Source organism: Bradyrhizobium sp. USDA 223 (assembly GCF_044909005.1).
Lineage (GTDB): Bacteria > Pseudomonadota > Alphaproteobacteria > Rhizobiales > Xanthobacteraceae > Bradyrhizobium > Bradyrhizobium yuanmingense.
This window is the reverse complement of record NZ_JBIYDR010000001.1, coordinates 7,614,228-7,638,771: the sequence shown is the minus strand read 5'-3', so window position 1 is coordinate 7,638,771 and position 24,544 is coordinate 7,614,228. Positions and strand designations below refer to the sequence as shown.

The following is a 24,544-nucleotide window of genomic DNA, read 5'->3' as shown; positions in this document are numbered from 1 at the left end:
GTATTGTTGGAAAGTTGAAGCGTATGAATAGGGCACGCATTGTCGTCCTGACGGTCGCCATCTGCGCCGGCGGCGTCGCCGCGTACCTGGCGAGCGGCTCCGACAATTCTGCGCCGCCTCCGGTTCCGGTCGCGCAGCTTCCGACCGTCGACGTCCTCGTGGCCAAGAACGACATCGGCCTCGGTCAGACCGTGAAGCCCGAAGACGTGCAATGGCAGACCTGGCCGACCGCGACCGCCAGCGCCACCTTCATCCGACGCAACGAGCGCCCCGACGGTGCGACCCAGGTGACCGGCTCGATCGCGCGCGCGCCCTTCATCCAGGGTGAGCCGATCCGCGACCAGAAGCTGGTCAAGGCCGAAGGTTCCGGCTTCATGGCGGCAATCCTGCCCACCGGCATGCGGGCGATCTCGACCGAGATCTCGCCGGAGACCGGCGCGGGCGGCTTCATCCTGCCCAACGACCGCGTCGACGTCCTGCTCACCCGCCGGCTGAAGAACCCGGATCAGAGCAGCGGCGCTCCCGACATCGTCACCTCCGAGATCATCCTGGCCAATATCCGGGTCTTGGCCATCGACCAGGCACCCAAGGAGAAGGACGGGCAGAACGCGGTGATCGGCAAGACCGTTACCCTCGAGCTCAATCCCGCGCAGACCGCAACGCTCTCCGCGGCGCGTCAGAGCGGCACGCTGTCGCTGGCGCTGCGCAGCATCGTCGACGTCAAGATGAGCGAGATCACGCTCGATGACTCCGCGCAGAAGCGCGAGGGTGTCTCGATCATTCGCTACGGCATTCCAAGTCAGACGGCTAAGGCACGATGAAGACAGTCGACATCAAATACAGGGCAGATTCGGCGACGATGCGGACCTCACTGGTCCGCGCCCTGTCGTTTTCGGCCGCCCTCACGCTGGCGCTCAGCCCGACGATCGCCCCGGCGGTCGCCGCCGATTACCGCCCCGTGCCGCAGGCCGCGGCGGACGGCCAGATCAACGCGCGTTTCCTATCGCTCGGCATCGGCAAGTCGGTCGTGATCGACCTGCCGCGCGACATCAAGGACGTGCTGGTCGCCGATCCCAAGATCGCCAATGCGGTGGTCCGCTCCGCACAGCGCGCCTATATCATCGGCGCCGCGGTCGGCCAGACCAATATCGTGTTCTTCGATTCCGCCGGACAGCAGATTGCGGCCTACGACATCGCGGTCAAGCGCGACCTCAACGGCGTGCGGGCTGCGCTGAAGCAGGTTCTGCCCAATTCGGACATCCAGATCGACGGCCTGGGCGACGGTATCGTCCTGTCCGGCACGGCCGCCAACCCTATGGAGGCGCAGCAGGCCAACGAGCTCGCTGCGCGCCTGGCCGGCGGCGTCGACAAGGTGGTGAACTCGATCGTGGTCCGCGGCCGCGACCAAGTCATGCTCAAGGTGACCGTTGCCGAAGTCGCGCGCACGATCGTCAAGCAGCTCGGTATCGACCTCACCGCCAACCTCAACTACGGCACCTCGGTGGTGAGCTTCAGCAACTCCAACCCGTTCACGGCCCTCGGCCGTAATCTGGTGGATGGCAACAATCTCACTGCGAGTTTCGGCGCGACGCCTTCGGTGCAGGCGACCCTGCGTGCGATGGAGAGCGCGGGCGTGATCAGGACGCTTGCCGAGCCGAACCTGACCGCGATCTCCGGAGAGTCCGCCACCTTCCTCGCCGGCGGCGAATTTCCGGTGCCTGCAGGTTATTCGTGCGATCCCGTCACGCGCGTCTGTACCACTCAGATCAGCTTCAAGAAGTTCGGCATCTCACTCAACTTTACGCCTGTGGTCCTGAGCGAAGGCAAGATCAGCTTGCGGGTGATGACCGAGGTCTCCGAACTGTCCAATGAGAATGCGATCACGCTGTCGCAGGCGGTGACCTCGAACACGGTCAACTCGCTGACGGTCCCCTCAATCAAAACACGCCGCGCAGAGACTTCGCTGGAAATTCCGTCCGGCGGCGCGATGGCGATGGCCGGCCTGATCCAGCAGCAGACCAAGCAAGCTGTCAACGGAATGCCGGGGCTGATGCAGCTCCCGATCCTCGGCACGCTGTTCCGCAGCCGCGACTTCGTCAACAATGCAACCGAGTTGGTCGTGATCGTGACGCCCTATGTGGTCCGCGCGGTGGCGCCGAAGGACCTGTCGCGGCCGGATGACGGCTTCGCCCCGCCTGCGGATCCGCAGGCGCAGCTGATCGGTAATATCAATCGGATCTATGGCGTGCCGGGCCGGACCGAACCGGCCAAGAACTACCGCGGCACCTACGGCTTCATTACCGACTGAGGCGGAACGGGGATTTCACGATGATCACGAGACCACCCCAGCTTCGCAAGCGCGCCATCAGCCTCGGTGGCGCGCTCATCGGCCTCGCGCTCGCGGTCGGGGGCTGCCAGCACGACGAAGTCCTCACGGCGTCCATTCCCGACGACTACAAGCAGCGCCATCCGATCGCGGTCGAGGAGCAGAATCGCTCGATCGTCGTCTTCGTGGGTCATGCCCGCGGGGGATTGACCGCTGCCCAGCGCGCTGACGTGATGGGCGTGGCATCGGCGTGGTTGCAAGAAGGCACCGGCGCGATTCGCATCGACGTGCCTTCCAATACGCCCAATGCTCGCCCGGTCGCCGATACGATGCGTGAGATCCAGGCGATGCTGGCGGCGGCAGGCGTTCCGCCGCGCGGCGTCAGCCTTCACCCCTACCAGCCGCAAGACAAGCGCTTCCTCCCCCCGATCCGGCTCACCTATTCCAGGATTGCCGCAGTCGCCGGTCCCTGCGGCCTGTGGCCGGAAGACATCGGACCCTCGATGAAGAACAAGCGCTGGTTCGAGAACAAAGACTATTACAATTACGGCTGCGCTTATCAGCGCAACCTCGCGGCCATGGTCGACAATCCGTCGGATCTTGAGCAGCCGCGGCCCGAAACTCCGTCATACACGCCGCGGCGCATCACCGGGTTCGAGAAGTATCGCAAGGGAACGACGACGGCGACCACCTATCCCGAGGCCGACAGGGCCAAACTCAGCGACACCGGCAAATGATCAGTTACGCGCGCCAGACACACGAAGAGCAGCCGGCAGCAGCTCCTCCGCCGGTCGAGGAGCATATTGCGCCTGCGCCGCGCGTCTCGGTTCAGGCCTTCTGCGAAACCGTGGAGACGGCCGCCGCGGTGCAGTCGGCCGGCGAGGATCGCCGTCTCGGCAAGGCTCACCTGAAGATCCAGATGGGCGGCATGGCGGCCGCGATCGAAGCCTACCGCTCGGCTCCCACGCCGAACGTGATCGTGCTCGAGAGCGACGGCCGCAACGACCTGCTGGGCGGACTCGACCAGCTCGCCACCGTCTGCGATGCCGGGACCCGCGTGGTGGTGATCGGCCGCATCAACGACGTCACGCTCTATCGCGAGCTGGTGCGCCGCGGCGTCAGCGATTACGTGCTCGCGCCGGTTGGCGCGATCGACGTCGTACGCTCGATCTGCAACCTGTTCTCGGCCCCCGAAGCCAAGGCAGTCGGCCGCATCATCGCAGTGGTCGGAGCCAAGGGCGGCGTCGGAGCTTCGACCATCTCGCACAACGTCGCCTGGGCGATCGCGCGCGACCTCGCGATGGACGCCGTCGTCGCCGATCTCGACCTTGCCTTCGGCACCGCCGGCCTCGACTACAACCAGGATCCGCCGCAGGGTATCGCCGACGCGGTGTTCTCGCCCGACCGCGTCGACACCGCCTTCATCGACCGCCTGCTGTCGAAGTGCACCGACCATCTCAGCCTGCTGGCGGCGCCTGCGACGCTCGACCGGGTCTATGATTTCGGCACTGACGCTTTCGATGCCGTATTCGACACGCTACGCTCCACCATGCCCTGCATCGTGCTCGACGTTCCGCATCAATGGTCGGGCTGGACCAAGCGCGCCTTGATCGGGGCGGACGACATCCTGATCGTGGCCGCCCCGGACCTCGCCAATCTGCGCAATACCAAGAACCTGTTCGATCTATTGAAGGCCGCCCGCCCCAACGACCGGCCGCCGCTCTACTGCCTGAACCAGGTCGGCGTGCCGAAACGGCCCGAAATCGCCGCCGCGGAGTTCGCCAAGGCGATCGAGAGCCAACCGGTCGTCTCGATCCCGTTCGAGCCGCAGATCTTCGGCTCGGCGGCCAACAACGGCCAGATGATTGCGGAGATCTCCGCCAACCACAGGTCGATCGAGATGTTCCTGCAGATCGCCCAGCGCCTGACCGGCCGTAGCGAGACCAAGAAGCAAAAGTCGTCCCTGCTTTCACCTCTGATTGAGAAGTTGCGGGGAAGATAAGCCGCCGCATGGAGTTGTTAAGTGTTCGGTAAGCGTAGCGGAACAGACACCGACCTTCGGGCGCCCAAGCCCGGCGCCGTGTCGCTCGAGCCTGCCCCGGCTCAGGCGTCGACGGTGTCGCGCGCTCCGCCTCCGCCGGCCGTCGCCTCGCCGCCGCTTGCGCCCGCCAAGGCTCCGCCGCCTCCGGCCATGGAGAGCCGGCGTTCGGACAATTATTACGAGGTCAAGGCGACCATCTTCGGCGCGCTGATCGAGGCCATCGACCTCGCCCAGCTCGCCAAGCTCGATTCGGAGTCCGCGCGCGAGGAAATCCGCGACATCGTCAACGAGATCATCGCGATCAAGAACATCGTGATGTCGATCGCCGAGCAGGAGGAGCTGCTCGACGACATCTGCAACGACGTGCTCGGTTACGGCCCGCTCGAGCCGCTATTGTCGCGCGACGACATCGCCGACATCATGGTCAATGGCGCCAACACCGTCTACATCGAGGTCGGCGGCAAGATCCAGCGTACCGGCATCCGCTTCCGCGACAACCAGCAGCTTCTCAACATCTGCCAGCGCATCGTCAGCCAGGTCGGCCGGCGCGTCGACGAATCGTCGCCGATCTGCGACGCGCGCCTCGCCGACGGCTCTCGCGTCAACGCCATCGTGCCGCCGCTGTCGATCGACGGCCCCGCGCTCACCATCCGCAAATTCAAGAAAGACAAGCTGACGCTGGATCAGCTCGTCAAGTTCGGCGCGATCACGCCGGAAGGCGCCGAGATCCTTCAGATCATCGGCCGCGTCCGCTGCAACGTGCTGATTTCCGGCGGTACCGGCTCGGGCAAGACCACCCTGCTCAACTGCCTCACCAACTACATCGAGCACGACGAGCGCGTCATCACCTGCGAGGACGCCGCCGAGCTCCAGTTGCAACAGCCTCACGTGGTGCGGCTGGAAACCCGCCCGCCCAACATCGAGGGCGAGGGCCAGGTCACGATGCGCGAACTGGTGCGCAACTGCCTGCGTATGCGTCCCGAACGCATCATCGTCGGCGAGGTCCGCGGACCCGAAGCCTTCGACCTGCTGCAGGCCATGAACACCGGCCATGACGGCTCGATGGGCACGCTGCACGCCAACAACCCGCGCGAGGCGCTGTCGCGCTGCGAATCCATGATCACGATGGGCGGCTTTTCCCTTCCGTCGCGAACAATTCGCGAGATGATCTGCGCCTCGATCGACGTCATAATCCAGGCCGCGCGCCTGCGCGACGGCTCCCGCCGCATCACCCACATCACGGAGGTGATGGGCATGGAAGGCGACACCATCATCACCCAGGACATCTTCCTCTACGACATGGTCGGCGAGGACGCCAACGGCAAGATCATCGGCCGGCACCGCTCAACCGGCATCGGCCGTCCGAAGTTCTGGGAACGCGCCCGTTATTACGGCGAGGAGAAGCGCCTCGCCGCGGCACTCGACGCGGCGGAAGTCGCGCCGAAGACGTGAGCAGATCGGCAGCGCCATGAACATGCAGGTCCTCGCCCTCGCCTTCCTCGCCACCGCAGCAGTCGGTGGCATCGCCTGGGTATTCCTCTATCCGGTGCTGTCTGGGGAGCGAAAGGCGGAAAGCCGCCGTGCCTCGGTCGCACGCGCCGAAGCGCCCACGGCCCGGCAAGCCGAGAAAACCCAGCGCTCGCGCCGCGAGCAGGTCGAGTCCACGCTGAAGGACCTCGAGGCGCGGCGCGCCCAGGAGAAGAGCGCCCCGCTCAGCGTCCGCCTGTCGCAGGCCGGGCTCGACTGGACGCCGCAGAAGTTCTGGACCGTGTCCGCCGTGGTGGCCGGCGTTTTTTTCGCGGCCGCCATGTTCGCGGGCGGCGGCCTGATCGGCGCCGCCGGTCTTGCCTTTGCCGGCGGCTTCGGCCTGCCGCGCTGGGCACTCGGCTTCCTCAAGAAGCGTCGCGAAACCAAGTTCCTGGCTGCACTGCCCGACGCGGTCGACGTGATCGTCCGCGGCATCAAGGCAGGCCTGCCCTTGTTCGAATCGATCAAGGTCGTAGCCGCCGATTCGCCCGAGCCGCTGCGCAGCGAGTTTCTGGCCATCATCGAGACGCAGGCGATCGGCATGCCGCTGGGCGAGGCCTGCGCGCGGCTCTACGAGCGCATGCCGCTGCCGGAAGCCAATTTCTTCGGCATCGTGGTGTCGATCCAGCAGAAATCGGGCGGCAACCTCTCCGAAGCGCTCGGTAACCTCTCCAAGGTGCTGCGCGACCGCAAGAAGATGAAGGAAAAGATCCAGGCGATGTCGATGGAAGCCAAGGCCTCGGCCGGCATCATCGGCTCGCTGCCGCCGATCGTGATGTTCCTGGTCTATCTCACGACGCCGCAATACATCTCGGTGCTTTGGACTCATCCCACCGGCCAGCTGATGCTGGTCGGCTGCGTCGTCTGGATGTCGATCGGCATCCTGGTGATGAAGAAGATGATCAACTTCGATTTCTGACGGTGTCGCATGGTCGAATTCCTCGTCTCGAAACTGCACGACGTCCGTTTCATGACCATGCTGCTCGCGGCCATCGCCGCGAGCGCCACCGTCTATACGCTGGTGATGCCGTTGTTCGCCGGCGAGGGCCTCTCCAAGCGCATGAAGGCGGTGGCGAGCGAGCGTGAACGCATCCGGCAGCGCGAGCGTGAGCGTCTCAACAAGAGCGAGAAGGTTTCGCTGCGCCAGACGCCCAAGCAACTCGTCTCCAAGGTGGTCGAGGACTTCAACCTGACCAAATGGCTCGCGCAGGAGGCTGCGCGGGACAAGCTCATCATGGCAGGTTACCGCGGACAGGCGCCCTACATCACCTTCCTGTTTGCCCGCATGGTCGCCCCGATCGTGTTCTTGATCGGCTCGGCCCTCTACGTGTTCGTGATTGGAAACATGCAACAGGCGTTGCCGATCAAGATCGGCATCTGTATCGGCGCCGCCTATCTCGGCCTCCAGGCGCCGATGCTGTTCCTCAGAAATGCGATCTCCAAGCGCCAGCTCTCGATCAAGCGTGCGTTTCCCGACGCACTCGATTTGCTCCTGATCTGCATCGAATCCGGCATGTCGGTCGAGATGGCATTCCGGAAAGTTGCGACCGAAATCGTGGGCCAGTCAATCGCGCTGTCGGAGGAGTTCACCCTGACCACGGCCGAGCTGTCCTACCTGCAGGATCGTAAGGTCGCCTATGAGAACCTGGCACGGCGCACCGGGCTGGAGGGCGTCAAGTCGGTGTGTCTGGCGCTGCAACAGGCGGAACGATACGGCACCCCGCTCGGCCATTCTCTGCGCGTCATGGCGCAGGAAAATCGCGACATGCGCATGAACGAGGCCGAGAAGAAGGCGGCCGCGCTGCCGCCGAAGCTCACGGTGCCGATGATCCTGTTCTTCCTGCCTGTGCTGTTCGTGGTCATTCTCGGACCCACCGCCATCAAGGTCACCGAGATGCAATGAGCCGGGCTGGACCATACGGTCCGCCACCAAGGCCAGGAAGTCAGATGATCAGCCGGGCTGGCTCAGCGAAGCGACCGGCATCCGCTTCGGCGCGCCGCGCGGGACCTCGCTACGGCTCAGCATCTCCTTGAGATAGGCGACATTGGCCGCAGCCTGGTCCGGCGGCAGGTCCGCCTTGACGATGGTCTCCGCCTCCGCGAAGCGGCCCTGCAGGCCGACGACCAGGCCGAGATTCTGCCGGACCCGGGCGCTGGCACGCGGCGAGGCATGCGCCTGCCGCAGCGCCTCTTCCGCCTTCGGCAGCTCTTTCGACAGCATGTAGGACAGGCCGAGGTTGGAGAGCACGCCGGGATCACCCGGTGCGATCTTGAGCGCGCTCGCGTAATAGGATCGCGCCTCCTCATGACGGCCCATCTGGTCGAGCGCGGTGCCCTGCACCGAGAGCAGGCGCCAGTCCGGATTGTCGGGCGAATGCGCCTTCGACAGCACGTCGAAGGCCTGCTGGAAATTGCCGTTGTCGGCGAGTGCGCGGCCGTACTGGGCAAGCAGCGCCTTGTTGCCGGGGTTGGCGATGGTCGCCTGCTCGAGCACGGCGGCGGCCTGGGCGCGCTGGCCGTTGGCGCGCAAGGCCTGTCCATAGGCGAGCGCGGCGTCGGCATCTTTGGGATTGGCGCGGTAGCGCTCGCCATAGGCTTCGACCGCACGCGCCGGATCGGTGGGCGCGCGATCGGCGGAGGCCGCGTCCGCCCGGGGGCCGACCGAGCCCGTCACCTCCGAGAGTTTCGACATCGCCGTGCAGCCGCCGAGGCTCATCGCCACCGTCGCGACCAGCGACGTCGAAGCAAGTAGCCGGGTAAGCCTGATCCGTTGACGCATGACGCTTTGACTCTCGAGCTGCTCGATCGAGCCGAACGTGTCAGCAGTAGAATGTTAACCCTAACGGCCGGTTAACAGCGCTCAGACGCGCTTCTCTCACGCCGGCGATGGTTGCGGCGGCGCTTTGCCGCCGAGGCCGAGATCGAGGCCGAGCGCCTGCACCTGCTGATCCAGCTCCCGCAGCAATTGCAGCCGCTGCCGCCCCCGCCGCTGAACGTCGACACTATCACAAGGCAGCCGCGGCACCTGACGCAGGAAGTCGTTACAATTGATCAGGCCTTTCCCGTAGAGCTCATCGAGCCGAGCGCGATCAATGCCGAGCACGTCAGCGGATTGCTCGATCAATCGGTTGAGCAGCGTTTTCACCGCGGCGAGCGCGTCGCTGTCGAATCCCGGCCGGGATCTCGCGGCCTTACGCTCGAGCTCCGCCCAGGCATGGGCCGAGACCATGTAGGTGTAGAGCGCTATCGCCCAGTTCGGCTCCGCCTCATCGTAAAAGCTGCCACGCATGAACAGCCGGCGGACGATCGCCGCGACCTGGTCGCGTTTCAGTGAGCGGGACGAGGCCGCCTCGATCGCCGACTGGACGGCCGGATCGCGAGAAAAATCCCGCCCCGCCGACAGCCTGATGACGCCGCCCGGCAGGTTGGAGTCGAGCGGCCTGAAGGCCGCATCGTTGCGGAGCCTCGTGTAGCGGGTGATCGCGAAGCGGTGCTCGTTGCGGCCGGCCGCGGGGCCGAAATGAACGAGGTTGAAACCGGCATCGTCGCCGGCTTGCCCGGTCGAGGACGGACAGGAGAGCACGTAGATCGTGCGCCAGAACGCCTCACCGCTCTCGCTCGACGTCGCACGCGGATCGGGGATGGAATAGCGGGTCAGCCCCTCGACATGGCGATGACCGTGCAGAACCAGATCGACGTTGAGCGAGGTGGCGGCCTCGAGGAAGGTCGCGGGTGCGGCGAGATACATCAGCGGCTCGTCCGGCATGCCTAGAAAGCGCTTTCCTTCGCCGGTGGCCTGCGGCAGCGGGTGATGGTGCAGGGCCAGCACACGCACCAGATTTTCCGCCGGCTCGGCGTAGTCGGCGCGCCCGGTCGAACCGATGCTTCCCGCGACCTCGGCGCTCAGCCGGGCGGACTCGGCGACCATCGCCTTGTAAGCGCTCTCGTCGATCTTGCCGCTCGCGAGCGCCTTCAAGTTGGCGCGATTGGAATCGAGCAGCACCAGGTCGAGGCCTGCCTGAGGGTAATAGACATTCTTCGCGGTCCGCGGCAGGTGCAGGTAGTCGTAGGCGTCGTGACGGCCCGCACGCTGGCTCGGCCGCTTGACGTCGTGATTGCCTGCCACGGCCTGGATATCGGTGAACAGCCCTGTCTGCCGGAAGGATGCGATGACGGCGAGCGCCTCGTCGAGCGCGCGCGGCGTTGGGTCGTCCACCAGATCGCCCGTGATCAGCAGGATGCGATCGGGAACATTCGCGGCAGCCGCCATCTTCTCGCAAATCGCGGCCCTGAGCGTCTCGATGGCCGGAAGCAGCCGGCCCGACCCGTCCAGATGCAGGTCGGAAATCTGCGCAACAACGAACGATCTATCCATTTTGCGCCGCTCATCTGCACATGCTGCGCCGCCTAAACAATGAGAAAAATGCTTCGACGAACAGATTCAGCCGTATCGACCCAACCTGGGCGGGCACCATGCCGCCGCGTGTCTGCGTTCGGGTTCATGCAGAGCAAGCGACACAATCTAAAATGTTCGTTGATAATGCCACAACCGAAGCGCTAGTAAAGCCCTGCGGCCGTGGCGTTGCGAACGGCAGCTCTCGGCGCGAGATACGAGATTTGTCCGCGGACGGTTTCGTCGCGCCCGGTCGATATTCGATGGCAAGCCGCTCGCGGATCCCGTCGAGCGCATCGAACCGCATGCCCACCTTGCGACGCGTAGCGGCTCGCTGAACGGTGACGGCAAAGCCGATTGCAGCGGCGGCCAAACTCTGCGAAGTCTCGTCCGTTCGCATGACTCGCCTGAACTGACGATCCGGACCCGCCAATGCCTTCTGTCTTCGAGACGTCATCCGCCGCCACCCCGATCACCTTCGTCACCAAATCGAGCTGGGATCAGGTCGCCGAGACGCTGCCGCCGGCGCAACGCCAGTTCGCGCGTGCCAGCGCCTTCGCCGCCAAGCCGGGCAGCTATCTGGCGCTGCCCGCGACCGACGGCACCATTGCGCAGGTACTGTTCGGGCTGGAGGAAGAGGATGCAAGATCGCGCGACCTGTTTCGGCCCGGCGCCCTGGCCGGCCTCTTGCCGCCCGGCACCTATCGGTTTGCCAATGCACCGCACGATGCGCGGCTGGCCGCGCTCGCCTTCGCACTGGGTTGCTACCGCTTTGCCCGCTACCGCAAGGCAGACCGCCCCGAGATCCGGCTGGTGCCGCCTGACGGGGTCGAAGCGGCCGAGATCGAGCGGATTGCCGATGCGGCAATGCTCGCGCGCGACCTCATCAACACGCCGTCCAACGACATGGGCCCGGGTGAGCTCGCCGCAGCCGCGCAAGCGCTCGCCGCCGAGTTCGGCGCGAGCTTTTCCTGCACCATCGGCGAAGAGCTGGCGAAGAACTTTCCGCTGATCCACGCCGTCGGCATGGCCTCCAGCCGCGCGCCGCGGCTGATCGACATCGTCTGGGGCAATCCCGATCATCCCAAGGTGACGCTGGTCGGCAAGGGCGTGTGTTTCGACACCGGCGGCCTCGACCTCAAGCCGTCGAGCGGCATGCTGATCATGAAGAAGGACATGGGCGGCGCCGCCAACGTGCTGGCGCTGGCGCGCATGGTGATGGATGCAAAGCTGAAGGTGCGGCTGCGCGTGCTGATCCCGGCGGTGGAGAACGCTGTCGCGGGCAATGCCTTCCGCCCGCTCGACATCTTCACCTCGCGCAAAGGGATCACCGTCGAGATCGGCAACACCGACGCCGAGGGCCGCCTCGTGCTCGCCGACGCGCTGGCCCTGGCCGACGAGGAGAAGCCTGATCTGCTGATCGACCTGGGCACGCTGACCGGTGCGGCCCGCGTCGCGCTGGGGCCGGATCTGCCGCCCTTCTACACCCATGATGAGACGCTGGCCGCCGACGTCGCGCGCTGCGCGATGAAGGAGAACGATCCGTTGTGGCGCATGCCGCTGTGGCCGCCTTACGATGCCTGGCTGGACTCCAAGACCGCCACCATCACCAATGCACCGTCGGGCGGTTTCGCCGGCTCGATCACCTGCGCGCTGTTCCTGCAACGCTTCGTCGAGCACGCCAAGAGCTGGCTCCATGTCGACATCTATGGCTGGACGCCGTCGGCGAAGCCGGCGCGGCCCGAGGGCGGCGAATGCCAGGCCGCACGCGCCATCTACGCACTGCTGAGCGAGCGCTATGCCTGATCCAGGACACGACCCGAGGCTGACGCCGGCGCGGGGCGACCTTGCCGCCAAATATCTCGAAGGCAAGGTCGAGGCGGAGCGTTTCGTCACGGGCGAGGAATTCGAGGTGGTCGAGCCGATCGCCTCCGTGCGCGAGCAACCGTCCTCGAACGCGATGCTGATGACCGAGGCACTGCGTGGCGAACGCGTCACCATCTACGACCGCAACGGCGAGGGTTGGGCATGGGGCCAGCTCAATGACGATGGCTATGTCGGCTGGCTGCCGGATGCGGCGCTCGCAAGGCCGTCGGCCGCGCCAACGCACGTGGTCGGCGCGCTGCGGACGCTTGCGTTTCCCGGCCCCTCGATCAAGCTGCCGCCTGCCGATGCGCTCGTGATGGGATCGAAGCTCGCCGTGGTGCGCGAGGACGGCGGCTTCGCCGTGACGCACGACGGCAAATATCTGCCAAGAACGCATCTCGCTCTGCTCGATCATCGCGAGCCCGATTTCGTCGCGGTGGCCGAGCGTTTCGTCGGCACGCCCTATCTCTGGGGCGGCAAGAGCAGCTTTGGCATCGATTGCTCCGGCCTCGTCCAGGTCTCGCTGACATCAGCCGGGATCGGCTGCCCGCGCGACAGCGACATGCAGCTCGCCGGTCTCGGCCGCACACTGGAGCCGCATGAATGGAGCAGCTTGCAGCGGGGCGATCTGATCTTCTGGAAAGGTCATGTCGCCATCGTGCGCGACGCCACCACCATGGTTCACGCCAATGCGCATGACATGGCAACGGTGATCGAGCCGATCGAGCCAGCGATCGCGCGGATCAAGGCGGCTGGCAGCGAGGTCGTCGCGATCAAGCGGCTCTGACGGAGCGCTACGTCGCCACCGCCCCGTTCCCGGCCGTCTCCAACCGGAACGCGGCCGCGAACAGCGCTCGAGTATAATCCGTTTTCGGATTCCTGAACAATTCGGCAGCCTGGCCTTCCTCGACCACCTTGCCGCCGCGCATCACGATGAGGTGGCTGGCGAGCGAGGCGACGACACGCAAATCGTGCGAGATGAACATGTAGGTGAGCTCGCGCTTGCGCTGGAGCTCGCGCAACAGATCGACCATCTGCGCCTGGAACAGCATGTCGAGCGCGCTGGTCGGTTCGTCCAGCACGACGAAATCAGGCTCCAGCACGATCGCGCGCGCGATCGAGATGCGCTGTCGCTGGCCGCCGGAGAATTCGTGCGGATAGCGGAAGCGCGTCTCCGGGTTGAGTCCGACATCCTCGAGTGCCTTAACGACGCGCGCCTCGCGTTCCTCGCGCGAGAGCGCCGGCTGATGCACGGACAGGCCCTCGGCGATGATGTCGGCCACCGACATGCGCGGTGAGAGCGAGCCGAACGGATCCTGGAACACGATCTGCATGTCGCGACGGAAGGGACGCATCTCCTTGAATCGCAGGCCCTGGATGTCGTTCCCTAAGAACACGATGCGTCCGTTCGAGGAGATCAGGCGCAGCAGCGCCAGCCCCAGCGTGGTCTTGCCCGAGCCGGATTCGCCGACCACGCCGAGCGTCTCGCCCTTGCGTACGGCGACACTGACCCCATCGACCGCCTTGATGTGACCGACCGTCTTGCGCATCAGGCCGCGCTTGATCGGGAACCAGACCTTGAGATCATTGGCCGACATCACCACCGGCGCATTCGGCTGCGGCGGCGCCGGATCGGGCTTGGGCTCAGCCGCGAGCAGGTCACGCGTATAGGGATGCTTTGGGGACTTGAAGACCTGCTCGACCGGACCCTGCTCGACGATCAGGCCGCCCTTCATGACACAGACGATGTCGGCGATGCGGCGCACGATGCCGAGATCGTGGGTGATGAACAGCAGGCTCATGCCGAGCCGCGCGCGGATCTCGGCGAGCAGCGCCAGGATCTGCGCCTGCACCGTGACGTCGAGCGCCGTGGTCGGCTCGTCCGCGATCAGAAGGTCCGGCTCGTTGGCGAGCGCCATCGCGATCATCACGCGCTGGCGCTGGCCGCCGGAGAGCTGGTGCGGATAGCTGTTCAGCCGCGTCTCTGGGTCGGGAATGCCGACCTGGGTCAAGAGCTCCAGCGTCCGCTTGCGCGCCTGCGCATTGCTGGTCGGATTGTGCAGCTGGATGATCTCGCCGATCTGCGCCTCGATCGTGTGCAGCGGATTGAGCGAGGTCATCGGCTCCTGGAAGATGATGGAGATGTCGCTGCCCCTGATCTCCCGCATCTGCTGCTCGGACCGGTCGATCAACTCCTGGCCCTTGAAGCGGATGCTGCCGGACGGATGGGAGGCATTCGGATACGGCAGCAGCTTCAGGATCGAGAGTGCGCTGACCGACTTGCCGGAGCCGGACTCGCCGACCAGCGCGACGCATTCGCCGCGCTTGATCTGGAACGAGACCTTGTCGACCGCGAGCGTGGTGGCGCCGCCCTGGTGAAAGGCCACCGAGAGGTCGCGAACGGCGAGCAGGGGCTGGTTGATCGCATCCATGGCCTTACCTGAACGTCTTGCGCGGGTCGAAGGCGTCGCGCACGGCTTCACCGATGAAGATCAACAGCGAGAGCATGATCGCGACCGAGAAGAAGCCGGAGAAGCCGAGCCACGGTGCCTGCACATTGGCCTTGGCCTGCGAGAGCAATTCGCCGAGCGAGGGCGATCCCGGTGGCAGGCCGAAGCCGAGGAAATCGAGCGCCGTCAGCGTCATCACCGAGCTCGAGACGATGAACGGCAGGAACGTCATGGTCGCGACCATCGCATTCGGCAGCAGGTGGCGGAACATGATCAGAGGATTGGAGACGCCGAGCGCACGTGCCGCCTGGACGTATTCGAAATTACGCCCGCGCAGGAACTCGGCGCGCACGAGGCCGACCAGCGACACCCAGGAGAACAGCAGAAGGATTCCGAGTAGCACGAAGAAGCCCGGCACGAGCACCGAGGACAGGATCAGGAGAAGATAGAGCGAGGGAATCGCCGTCCAGATCTCGATAAAGCGCTGGAAGATCAGATCGACCCGGCCCCCGAAATAGCCCTGCACCGCTCCCGCCGCGATGCCGATGACGGACGAAACGATGGTGAGGCAAAGACCGAACAGCACCGAGATGCGGAAGCCGTAGATCAGCCGCGCCACCACGTCGCGCCCCTGATCGTCGGTGCCGAGCCAATTGTATTCGAGATCGCGGCAGCTCTTCAGTCCCTTCTTCTCCACCACCGGCTTGCACTGCTTCTCCGTCAGCATCCAGGTCGGCGGCGACGGCGCCGGCGTCGGCAGATCGAGATTGTGGGTATCGTAGGAGTAACGGATCAGCGGCCAGACGATGCTGCCGCCCTTCTCCTTGATCAGCTTCTGCAAGTAGGGGTCACGATAGTCGGCCGCCGTCTCGAAATCCCCGCCGAAGGTCGTCTCCGAATAGGTGACGAAAGCCGGCCAATAGAGACGGCCATCGAATTTGATCAGGAAGGGCCGATCATTGGCAATCAGCTCGGCGAACAGCGAAATCACGAACAGGCCGATGAAGATCCAGAACGACCAGTAGCCGCGGCGGTTGGCCTTGAAATTCTGCCACCGCCGCTTGTTGAGCGGTGAAGGCACGAAGGCTTTGCGCGTGATAGGAACGGCATCGCCAAGCGGCGACTTCGCGGTAGTCTCGATCGGCGTCGGCGCGGTGATCGTCATCAGACCTCCCGTGCCTCGAAATCGATCCGGGGGTCGATCCACATATATGTCAGGTCGGAGATCAAGTTGATCACGAGTCCGACCAGCGAAAAGATGTAGAGCGTGCCGAACACCACGGGATAGTCCCGATTGAGCACGCTCTCGAAGCTGAGCAGTCCGAGCCCGTCCAGCGAGAAGATGGTCTCGATCAGCAGCGAGCCGGAAAAGAAGGCGTGGATGAAAGTGCCGGGGAAGCCGGCGATCACGATCAGCATCGCGTTCCGGAAGACGTGGCCATAGAGCACCCGGTTCTCGCTACAGCCCTTGGCGCGCGCGGTCATGACGTATTGCTTGCGAATCTCGTCCAGAAACGAGTTCTTGGTCAGAAACGTCATCGTGGTGAACGCGCCCAACCCCATGGCGATCAGCGGCAGCGTCAGGTGCCAGAAATAATCGATGATCTTCCAGTACCAAGGAAATTGCGACCAGCCATCCGAGGTCAGTCCGCGCAGCGGGAACCAGTTGAAGAAGGAGCCGCCGGCAAACAGGATGATCAGCAGGATCGCGAACAGGAAGCCGGGGATGGCATAGCCGAGCACGAGCACCGTCGAGGTCCAGGTGTCGAACCGCGCACCGTCATTCACGGCCTTGCGAATGCCGAGCGGGATCGAGATCAGGTAGGTCAGAAGCGTCAGCCAGAGGCCAAGCGAGATCGAGACCGGCAGCTTTTCCTTGATCAGCTGCAGCACGCTGACGTCGCGAAAATAGCTCTTGCCGAAATCGAAGCGGGCGAAATTCCACACCATCAGCAGGAAGCGTTCCGGCGCCGGCTTGTCGAATCCGAACTGCACTTCCAGCTTCTTGATGAAATCGGGGTCGAGGCCCTGCGCGCCGCGATATTTCGAGTTGACGGAATCGCCGCCCGCACCGACCTGCCCCGGGGCGCGCTGCGCAAAATCGCTGCCGCCCGATATGCGCGAGGTGCCGCCGGTGTCGGCGCCCGAGAGCTGCGCGATCACGCGCTCGACTGGGCCGCCCGGCGCGAACTGCACGACGACAAAGGACACGAAGAGGATCCCGAGCAGGGTCGGGATCATCAGGAGCAGGCGGCGGGCGATATAGGCGCTCATGGCTATTTTGCCTGCTCGAGCTTGGCCGCCTTGGCCGGTTCATACCACCAGATATCCGGGGCCCCGACGCCGTTGGCATAGCGCGGCAGCCTCGGTGGATGGCCGAACTGATCCCAATAGGCCAGCCGGTGCGTCTTGTTGTACCATTGCGGTACCCAGTAGCGGCCGGCGCGGAACAGGCGATCGAAGGCGCGGCAGGCGACGGTCAGCTCTTCGCGGCTGTCGGCCGCCATGATCTTCTCGATCATTGCGTCGATCGCCGGACTGGCGACCCCAGCGAGATTGTACGAGCCCTTGGTGTTTGCGACCTGCGAGGAGAAGAACGCGCGCATGGCATCGCCCGGTGTCGCCGACATGCTGAAGCGTTGGATGGTCATGTCGAAATCGAAATCTTCCTGCCGGGCCTTGTGCTGTACGGCATCGACGAGGCGCACGCTCGCTTCGATGCCGAGCGTCGCGAGATTCTTGATGTAAGGCGCGTGGTGCGGCTGGAACGAGGGCTCATCCAGCAGGAACTCGATCTTGAACGTTTCGCCGTTCGGCAGCACCCGCTTGCCGTCCTTGATGGGCACGCCGGCCTCCGTCAGCAATTGCTGGGCCTTGCGGAGCAGGCTGCGATCCTGTCCGGAGCCGTCGGAGGCCGGCGGCGTGAACGGCGCCGCGAACACCTCGTCGGGAATTTGGCCGCGGAACGGCTCCAGCAGCTTCAGCTCTTCCGGCGACGGCGGCGCATTGCCGGCCATCAGGTCCGAGTTCTGGAACGGCGACACCGTGCGGGCATAGGCGCCGTACATGATGGTCTTGTTGGTCCATTCGAAATCGAAAGCGTTGATCAGGGCCTCGCGCACGCGGGGGTCTTTGAATTTGTCGCGCCGCGTGTTGATGAACCAGCCTTGCGCGCCGGAGGGCGTATCGTCGGGCACGACCTCCAACTTGACCCGACCTTCCTTCACCGCGGGGAAGTCATAGCGCGTCGCCCAGATGCGCGAAGTGAACTCCTCGCGATAGAGATAGCTCTTGCCGGTAAAGCCCTCGAAGGCGACATCGCGGTCGCGATAGAACTCGTAGCGGACGACATCGAAATTATAGCTGCCGCGGCAGGGCGGTAGATCAGCGGCCCACCAGTCCTTCACACGTTCGAACTCGATGTAGCGATTGACCTCGAACCTGCCGACCTTGTACGGACCCGAGCCGAGCGGAATGTCCAGAGACGATTCATCGAACGGGCGGGAGGCGTAGTACGCCTTCGAGAAGATCGGCAGACTGGCGACATAGAGCGGCACGTCGCGCGCGCGCCCCTTGGCGAAGGTGACGACGAGCATCGCATCGTCGAGGGCTTCCGCACTGATCATGTCGCGCATCTGCACGATGATCAACGGATGCCCCTTAGTCTTCAGCGTCGTCAGCGAAAAAGCCGCATCGTGGGCTGTGAGCCTGGTCCCGTCGTGGAATTTCGCCTCGGGCCGCATCGTGAAGCGGTAGACCAGCTTGTCCGGCGATATCTGCACGGATTTGGCCGCCAGCCCGTACATTGCGTCAGGCTCGTCAGCTGCCCGGACCATCAGCGGCGAAAACGTCATACCCATACCTTGCGCGCCGTCGCCTTTCAGGATGAAGGCGTTGAGCGAGTTGAAGGTCTGGTAGGACTGATTGTAGGCCCGCACCGACGGGATCAGCGAGAACGTGCCGCCTTTCGGCGCGTCGACATTGACGTAATCGAAATGACGGAAGTCGGCGGGATATTTGAGATCGCCGAATGCCGACATGCCGTGCGCCTCGGTCGCCGCTTCCGATGCTCGCGCGCTGCGCGCCAGCGGCGCGCCGACGGACGCCCCGAGGGCGCCGCCAACACCCAGGACCAGCACATGGCGGCGTGACATCTGCGTCATGCGGGGATTGTCCTTCACGATTTCTTTGCGATCCGTGCCGCCTTGTCTGCGTCGTACCACCAGATGAACGGGAAGCCGGACAGACCATACCTGGGCAATTCCGCCGGCCGGCCGAAGCGATCCCAGCGCGCGGTGCGGACCTTGTTGTAGGTCCATTGCGGCACGACGTAGTGATTCCACAGCAACACGCGGTCGAGGGCCTTGGTGGCCGCGACGAGATCGTCGCGATCAGTGGCGTAGATCACACGCTCGATCAGCTTGTCGATGGCCGGATTCTTGATGCCGGCGATGTTGCGCGAGCCGGCGATGTCGGCCGATTTGGAGGACCAGAACTCGCGCTGCTCGTTGCCCGGCGATTGCGACTCGCCCCAGGAGTTCGTCACGATGTCGAAGTCCCACTCGCGCGTCCTGTTCTCATACTGGGTCGGATCGACCGTCCGAACGCTCACCGCAATGCCGAGCCGCTCCAGCGACGGCTTGTAGAACAGCGTAATTCGTTCGAAGCTGGGATCCGAGTTGAGCAATTCCAGCGAGAACTGCGCACCGGTCTTGACGTCGACCAGCTTGCGATCTCGCACCTCGTAGCCGGCTTCCTTGAACAGGCGCAGCGCCTCACGCAAATTGTCGCGCACCGCCTCCGGACTACCCCCGACCGGATTGGTGTAGGGCGTCGTGAAGACCTCGGGCGGTACCTGGGCGCGGACGGTCTCGAGAATTTCGAGCTCCTTACCCTGCGGCAATCCCGTTGCCATCAGCTCCTCGATGCCGTCGAAATAGCTGCTGATGCGCTTGTACTGACCGTAGAAGATCTGCTTGTTCATCTCCTCGAAGTCGAACGCGTAGTTGAGCGCACGACGCACGCGCGGATCGCTGAACTTGGCGCGGCGCAGGTTCGGCACGAAGGCCTGCATCACGCCCGAGCTGCGATTGACGAATTCCTCGAGGATCACCCGCTTTTCGGTCACGGCCGGGAAATCGTAGGCGGTCGCCCAGCTCTTCGCGCTGTTCTCGGTGCGCCAGTCGACCTGGTCGGCCTTGAAGGCCTCGATCGCAACGGTGCCATCGCGAAAATATTCGTAGCGCAGCTCGTCGAAATTGTTGCGGCCCACATTGATGGGAAGATCGCGGCCCCAATAGTCCTTGACGCGCTCCAGCGCGATCGAGCGTCCTGCGACGAATTCCTTGACCTTGTAGGGGCCCGAGCCGAGCGGCACTTCCAGCGTGGTGGTGGCGATATCGCGCTTGCGGCCCTGCGCGTCCGTCCCCTCCCACCAATGTTTCGGAAGGACGATCAGCTGTCCCACGATCAGCGGCAGCTCGCGGTTGCCGGGTGCGTCGAACACGAACTTCACGTCACGCTCGCCGACCTTTTCGGCCTTCACCACATGGCTGTAATAGGCCGAGTACATCGGGTGGTTCTTCTTGAAGGAATCGAGCGAGAAGATCACGTCCTCGGGCGTAACAGGCTTGCCGTCATGCCATTTCGCCTGCGCGCGCAGGCGATAGGTGACGAAGGAAAAGTCGTCGGGATGGCTGACCGCTTCGGCCAGCGCGCCGTATTCGGTCGAGACCTCGTCGAGCGACTGCGTCAGGAGCGATTCATAGATGAATGCGACGGCGCCGGCGACCTGGCCCTTCACGCCCGAGACGACGATGTTGAAATTGTCGAACGTGCCGACGGCGATCTGGCGCGCGACACCGCCTTTGGGGGCGTCCGGATTGACGTAGTCGAAGCGCTTGAAGTCGGCGGGGTACTTGACCTTTCCGAACAGCGACAGCGCGTGGCGCCAAGGCAACCCGCCGGAAGTCAGTTCAGTTGCTGATTGCGCATGCGCCACGCCGACGGGAACGCCCGCAACGGAGCCAAGGACTGGAAGCGCTGCGGCTGCAGTGCCGGTGAGCAGGAGATCGCGTCGGGTAATGGCCAAATCAACATCCCTGTCTTGAAGGAGGCTACTCCTTTAAGTTCCCAATATAGGCGAGGTTTCGACCGAATATGTTGCTTTTTCCTCATCTTGGAAGCCCGGCCGGCCTATCGGATGCGGCCAAACGCCCCGATAACGTCGCCGCGAGGCCCGGATAAGGAAACGGCCAGACTTTTCAGCCTGGCCGTATTCGAGCGCCGGTTCTTGGGACCTTATTTTGACGCCGTCGGCAGCGGCTGAGGTTTCTCCGACTGCGAATTCAGATAGGCGATGATATCGGCACGCTCGGAATCCTTGGCAACACCGGCAAAGCCCATCGCGGTGCCCGGAATGAAGCCCTTCGGATTGGCGAGGAACTTGTTGAGGTCGTCGAAGCTCCAGTTGCCACCCTTGGCCTTGATGGCGGCCGAGAAGTTGAAGCCACCACGGCCCTGGCCCTTGGGCTCGCCAACGACGCCGTAGAGGTTCGGACCGACCCGGTTCGGGCCGCCCTTCTCGAAGGTATGGCAGGCGCCACACTTCTTGGCGGCCGCGGAGCCCTTCTCGACGGAGGCGGTTTGGAGCAGCTTTTCGATCGGTTCGGACGGTGCGGCGGCAGCGGCGCCCTCCTTGCCGGAGCCGGCATCTTGCTTGACCGCGATCTCGAAGCCCGGCTTTTCCGGCATCTTGGGGGAGAACAGCGCACTCGCGGTGAAGCTCGTCACCAGTAGGAAGAGACAGGTGCCGAACACGGCGCCGAGAATCTTATTGAGTTCGAAAGAGTCCATTTCCGGCCAGGCCCCACCGCAAGAAGGAAACAGCGGCCCGGATGGCCGCAGGACGAGCCTCGGAGAATCAAACGTTCCTTATTGTTTCCCCGAGTTTTGCCATTGAGATATCGGTTTGCCCGGGGTCTGGCAACCCGTATAAGCGACCCGGCTTCAGGCCCGTCCCCATCCCATGTCCCGGTGCGGAAAACGCTCCGTTTTCAGGCTCTTGACCTCAGACCTTTGAACCCGATGATCGATCCCCGCATCCTGGTGCTGATCCCGGCTCGCATGGCCGCCACCCGCCTGCCCGGCAAGCCGCTCGCCGATATCGCGGGATTGCCGATGATCGTGCATGTGCTGCGCCGTGCCGAGGCCGCCGCAATCGGCAGGGTCGCGGTGGCCACCGACACCGACGAGATCGCCTCGGTCGTGACCGCCCATGGCGGCGAGGCCGTGATGACCCGCGGCGACCACCCCTCCGGCTCCGACCGCATCCACGAGGCCATGCAGAAGCTCGATCCCGAGGGCAAAGCCGAGATCGTGGTCAATGTCCAGGGGGATTTCCCGACCATCACGATCGACAACATCCGCGAGGTGCTGCCGCCGCTGCAAGACCCGGCCGTGGACATCGCGACGCTGGCCTCGCGGATCCACACCGAGGAAGAGGATCTCGCCCCAAGCGTGGTGAAGGCGATCGGAACCTCGGTTGGCGGCAGGCGGATGCGCGCACTTTATTTCACCCGCGCGACCGCCCCGACCGGCGACGGACCGCGTTATCACCATATCGGCCTCTATGCCTTTCGCCGCGCCGCGCTGGAGCGCTACGTCTCTCTTCCGCCGTCTCCGCTGGAATTGCAGGAGAAGCTCGAGCAGCTCCGGGCGCTTGAGGCCGGAATGCGCATCGATTTCACCATCGTCGACACCGTGCCCCGCGGGGTCGATACGCCGGCGGACCTCGAGACCGCGCGCAGCATCCTTTCCAAATCCTGAGCCGCTGCTACAAGGCCGAGCATGAGCAAGATGAAGATCGCATTCCAGGGCGAGCCTGGCGCCAATTCCCACATCGCCATCGTCGAGGCCTATCCCGACGCCGAACCGATGCCCTGCGCCACATTCGAAGACGCGCTGTCGGCGATCTCGTCGGGCGAGGCCGATCTCGGCATGATCCCGATCGAGAATTCGGTCGCCGGCCGCGTCGCCGACATCCATCACCTCCTGCCGGCGTCCGGCCTCTTCATCGTCGGCGAATGGTTCCTGCCGGTCCGGCATCAGCTGATGGCCGTGAAGGGCACCAAGCTCGAAGACATCAAGAGCGTCGAGAGCCATGTGCATGCGCTCGGCCAGTGCCGGCGCATCATCCGCAAGCTCGGCATCAAGCCGATCGTGCATGCCGATACCGCCGGCAGCGCCCGCGACATCTCGGAGCGCCAGGACAAGACGGTGGCCGCGATCGCCTCGCGCCTTGCTGCAAAGATCTACGGTCTCGACATCCTCGCCGAGGACATCGAGGACGAGGCCCACAACACCACGCGCTTCGTGGTGCTGGCGCGCGAGCCGAAATGGGCGCCCCAAGGCACCGGGCCGCTCGTCACGACTTTTGTTTTCCGGGTGCGCAATTTGCCGGCGGCGCTCTACAAGGCGCTCGGCGGCTTCGCCACTAACGGCGTCAACATGACCAAGCTCGAGAGCTACATGGTCGACGGCAATTTCTTCGCCACGCAGTTCTATGCCGACGTCGACGGCCATCCCGATGACAAGGGCCTCGCCTTCGCCATCGAGGAGCTGAAGTTCTTCTCGCGCGAATTCCGCATCGTCGGCGTTTATCCGGGCCATCCGTTCCGCGCCACGTTCAGCGAAGTGCAGGATTAGTGGCGTGTCCCGGACGTGCGAAGCGCGAGCCGGGACCCAAGAGCGGCAATACTCGAGGCTGCGATGGGCCCCGGCTCAGCAGCGCATCACCGTAGTGCGTCGAAGACGCGCGTAAACGCGCTCATGGTGCTGCGCTGCGTCCGGGGCACGAGAGCGGTTACGCGTTTTCTCTTCGCGCCAGCCCGAACGCCTCCGCCAGCAGCGAATACGACTTCTTTCGCGCCTCGTGGTCATACACCGCCGTGATCACCATCAGCTCGTCCGGCTTGCTTGCGTAGATTAGCGGCTGCAGCTTCTTCTGCACCGTCGCGGGACTGCCGACGAACAGGCGCGAACGGTTACGCAGGATCGAGGTGCGCTCGGCGTCCGTATACGGATAGGCCATCGCCTCCTCGACGCTCGGCAGCGGCAGATATTGACCGCGGTCGCGGCGAAGACGGTTGAGGTCGAAGGACGAGGCGAGCCTTTCGGCCTCCTCGTCGGTATCGGCCGCGATGACGGCGACCGCGAGAATGGCATGTGGGCTCGCACGCCAGGCCGAGGGCTGAAAGCGATTGCGGTAATGCACCATCGCATCGATCGCGTCGTGGGACGCGAAATGATGGGCGAAGGCGAAGCCCATGCCGACCTGCGCGGCCAATTCCGAGGAATAATCGCTGGAGCCGAGCAGCCAGATCGGCGGCAGGGCGGTGTCGTCGGGCATGGCGACGACGTTGTTGTAGGGGTGCCCTGCGGGGAATTCGCGGGTCTCCCACAGGATCAGCTCGTGCAGCCGTTCCAGGAAATCGTCGCCCTCGCGGCGGTCGAGCCGACTCCGCAACGCATACGCCGTGGCGCCATCGGTGCCGGGGGCGCGGCCGAGACCGAGATCGATCCGGCCGGGAAACAGTGCTTCCAGCATCTTGAAGCGCTCGGCGACGACCAGCGGCGCATGGTTGGGCAGCATCACCCCGCCGGAACCGACGCGGAGGTGCTTCGTCACCGCCGCGATCTGCCCGATCATCAGGTCGGGCGCGGGGCTCGCGACGGAGGCGAGATTGTGATGCTCGGCGAGCCAGTACCGGACATAGCCGAGGCCATCCACGTGACGCGCCAAATCGATGCTGTTGCGCAGCGCCGCGGCGGGCTTGGTGCTTGTTGTGACGACGGAGAGGTCGAGGACGGAGAGCGGGATCATGGCGGCTTAACCTAATGGAGGCGGTCGCAGCGGCAATGGGCAGGCTGCGCAGGCCTGA

20 protein-coding genes are annotated in these 24,544 nt (G+C 64.5%); 11 read left to right on the top strand and 9 right to left on the bottom strand.

Annotated elements, in window-relative coordinates:
• The first annotated feature begins 23 nt into the window (after nt 1-23).
• Genes cpaB through ABIA40_RS35500 form a run of 7 tightly spaced genes read left to right on the top strand, consistent with a single transcriptional unit; the run spans nt 24 to nt 7,797 of the window.
• The gene (gene cpaB / locus ABIA40_RS35530; RefSeq protein WP_193760478.1) at nt 24-821 is read left to right on the top strand and encodes a Flp pilus assembly protein CpaB; all 798 of its coding nucleotides are present in this window, start codon (nt 24-26) and stop codon (nt 819-821) included.
• On the top strand, nt 818-2,308 hold the full coding sequence (locus tag ABIA40_RS35525) for a type II and III secretion system protein family protein (RefSeq protein ID WP_271542837.1): 1,491 nt from the start codon (nt 818-820) through the stop codon (nt 2,306-2,308). The genes cpaB and ABIA40_RS35525 overlap by 4 nt, the downstream gene beginning before the upstream one ends.
• Before the next feature lie 20 nt (nt 2,309-2,328).
• Nucleotides 2,329-3,063, top strand: a complete 735-nt coding sequence (locus ABIA40_RS35520; protein WP_035998073.1) for a CpaD family pilus assembly protein — start codon at nt 2,329-2,331, stop codon at nt 3,061-3,063.
• Complete coding sequence (locus ABIA40_RS35515; RefSeq protein WP_036036832.1) at nt 3,060-4,328, top strand: AAA family ATPase; 1,269 nt, start codon at nt 3,060-3,062, stop codon at nt 4,326-4,328. The genes ABIA40_RS35520 and ABIA40_RS35515 overlap by 4 nt, the downstream gene beginning before the upstream one ends.
• 21 nt (nt 4,329-4,349) lie before the next feature.
• Nucleotides 4,350-5,819: a CpaF family protein gene (locus ABIA40_RS35510; protein WP_128264290.1), complete on the top strand. Its 1,470-nt coding sequence runs from the start codon at nt 4,350-4,352 to the stop codon at nt 5,817-5,819.
• Between the two features lie 16 nt (nt 5,820-5,835).
• Nucleotides 5,836-6,813, top strand: a complete 978-nt coding sequence (locus ABIA40_RS35505; RefSeq protein WP_057028159.1) for a type II secretion system F family protein — start codon at nt 5,836-5,838, stop codon at nt 6,811-6,813.
• Nucleotides 6,814-6,822: 9 nt separating this feature from the next.
• On the top strand, nt 6,823-7,797 hold the full coding sequence (locus ABIA40_RS35500) for a type II secretion system F family protein (protein ID WP_271542836.1): 975 nt from the start codon (nt 6,823-6,825) through the stop codon (nt 7,795-7,797).
• Nucleotides 7,798-7,845: 48 nt separating this feature from the next.
• On the opposite strand, the gene ABIA40_RS35495 is transcribed toward ABIA40_RS35500, so the two are convergent.
• Together ABIA40_RS35495 and ABIA40_RS35490 are read right to left on the bottom strand one after the other, a co-directional pair.
• The gene (locus ABIA40_RS35495; RefSeq protein ID WP_271542835.1) at nt 7,846-8,673 is read right to left on the bottom strand and encodes a tetratricopeptide repeat protein; all 828 of its coding nucleotides are present in this window, start codon (nt 8,671-8,673) and stop codon (nt 7,846-7,848) included.
• 96 nt (nt 8,674-8,769) lie between these two features.
• Entirely contained in the window at nt 8,770-10,269 is a 1,500-nt protein-coding gene (locus ABIA40_RS35490; RefSeq protein WP_404545884.1) for a metallophosphoesterase family protein, read from the bottom strand.
• 450 nt (nt 10,270-10,719) lie between these two features.
• Here ABIA40_RS35490 and ABIA40_RS35485 point away from each other — a divergent pair, with 450 nt between their 5' ends.
• Nucleotides 10,720-12,093 carry a leucyl aminopeptidase family protein gene (locus ABIA40_RS35485; protein WP_404545882.1) on the top strand — a complete coding sequence of 458 codons (1,374 nt, stop codon included), beginning with the start codon at nt 10,720-10,722 and terminating at the stop codon, nt 12,091-12,093.
• A complete protein-coding gene (locus ABIA40_RS35480; RefSeq protein WP_404545880.1) occupies nt 12,086-12,940 on the top strand; it encodes an NlpC/P60 family protein in 855 nt (284 codons plus the stop codon). The genes ABIA40_RS35485 and ABIA40_RS35480 overlap by 8 nt, the downstream gene beginning before the upstream one ends.
• A gap of 7 nt (nt 12,941-12,947) precedes the next feature.
• Here ABIA40_RS35480 and ABIA40_RS35475 read toward each other — a convergent pair whose 3' ends face one another.
• From ABIA40_RS35475 to ABIA40_RS35450, 6 genes are all read right to left on the bottom strand, one after another.
• Complete coding sequence (locus ABIA40_RS35475; RefSeq protein WP_404545878.1) at nt 12,948-14,585, bottom strand: ABC transporter ATP-binding protein; 1,638 nt, start codon at nt 14,583-14,585, stop codon at nt 12,948-12,950.
• Nucleotides 14,586-14,589: 4 nt separating this feature from the next.
• Nucleotides 14,590-15,768: an ABC transporter permease gene (locus tag ABIA40_RS35470; protein WP_271542831.1), complete on the bottom strand. Its 1,179-nt coding sequence runs from the start codon at nt 15,766-15,768 to the stop codon at nt 14,590-14,592.
• Nucleotides 15,768-16,877, bottom strand: a complete 1,110-nt coding sequence (locus ABIA40_RS35465) for a microcin C ABC transporter permease YejB (protein WP_035998032.1) — start codon at nt 16,875-16,877, stop codon at nt 15,768-15,770. Before ABIA40_RS35465 ends, ABIA40_RS35470 begins: the two co-directional genes overlap by 1 nt.
• A gap of 2 nt (nt 16,878-16,879) precedes the next feature.
• Nucleotides 16,880-18,766, bottom strand: a complete 1,887-nt coding sequence (locus ABIA40_RS35460; protein WP_404545876.1) for an extracellular solute-binding protein — start codon at nt 18,764-18,766, stop codon at nt 16,880-16,882.
• Between the two features lie 14 nt (nt 18,767-18,780).
• Nucleotides 18,781-20,694, bottom strand: coding sequence for an extracellular solute-binding protein (locus ABIA40_RS35455; RefSeq protein WP_271542829.1), 1,914 nt, complete (start codon nt 20,692-20,694; stop codon nt 18,781-18,783).
• A gap of 209 nt (nt 20,695-20,903) precedes the next feature.
• The gene (locus ABIA40_RS35450) at nt 20,904-21,458 is read right to left on the bottom strand and encodes a cytochrome c family protein (protein WP_109142421.1); all 555 of its coding nucleotides are present in this window, start codon (nt 21,456-21,458) and stop codon (nt 20,904-20,906) included.
• Between the two features lie 231 nt (nt 21,459-21,689).
• Between ABIA40_RS35450 and ABIA40_RS35445 the strand changes: the two genes are divergently transcribed.
• Together ABIA40_RS35445 and ABIA40_RS35440 are read left to right on the top strand one after the other, a co-directional pair.
• The gene (locus ABIA40_RS35445; protein ID WP_035998024.1) at nt 21,690-22,430 is read left to right on the top strand and encodes a 3-deoxy-manno-octulosonate cytidylyltransferase; all 741 of its coding nucleotides are present in this window, start codon (nt 21,690-21,692) and stop codon (nt 22,428-22,430) included.
• Nucleotides 22,431-22,451: 21 nt separating this feature from the next.
• Entirely contained in the window at nt 22,452-23,309 is an 858-nt protein-coding gene (locus ABIA40_RS35440) for a prephenate dehydratase (RefSeq protein ID WP_404545873.1), read from the top strand.
• A gap of 157 nt (nt 23,310-23,466) precedes the next feature.
• Here ABIA40_RS35440 and ABIA40_RS35435 read toward each other — a convergent pair whose 3' ends face one another.
• On the bottom strand, nt 23,467-24,486 hold the full coding sequence (locus tag ABIA40_RS35435; RefSeq protein WP_404545871.1) for an LLM class flavin-dependent oxidoreductase: 1,020 nt from the start codon (nt 24,484-24,486) through the stop codon (nt 23,467-23,469).
• Between the last annotated feature and the right edge of the window lie 58 nt (nt 24,487-24,544).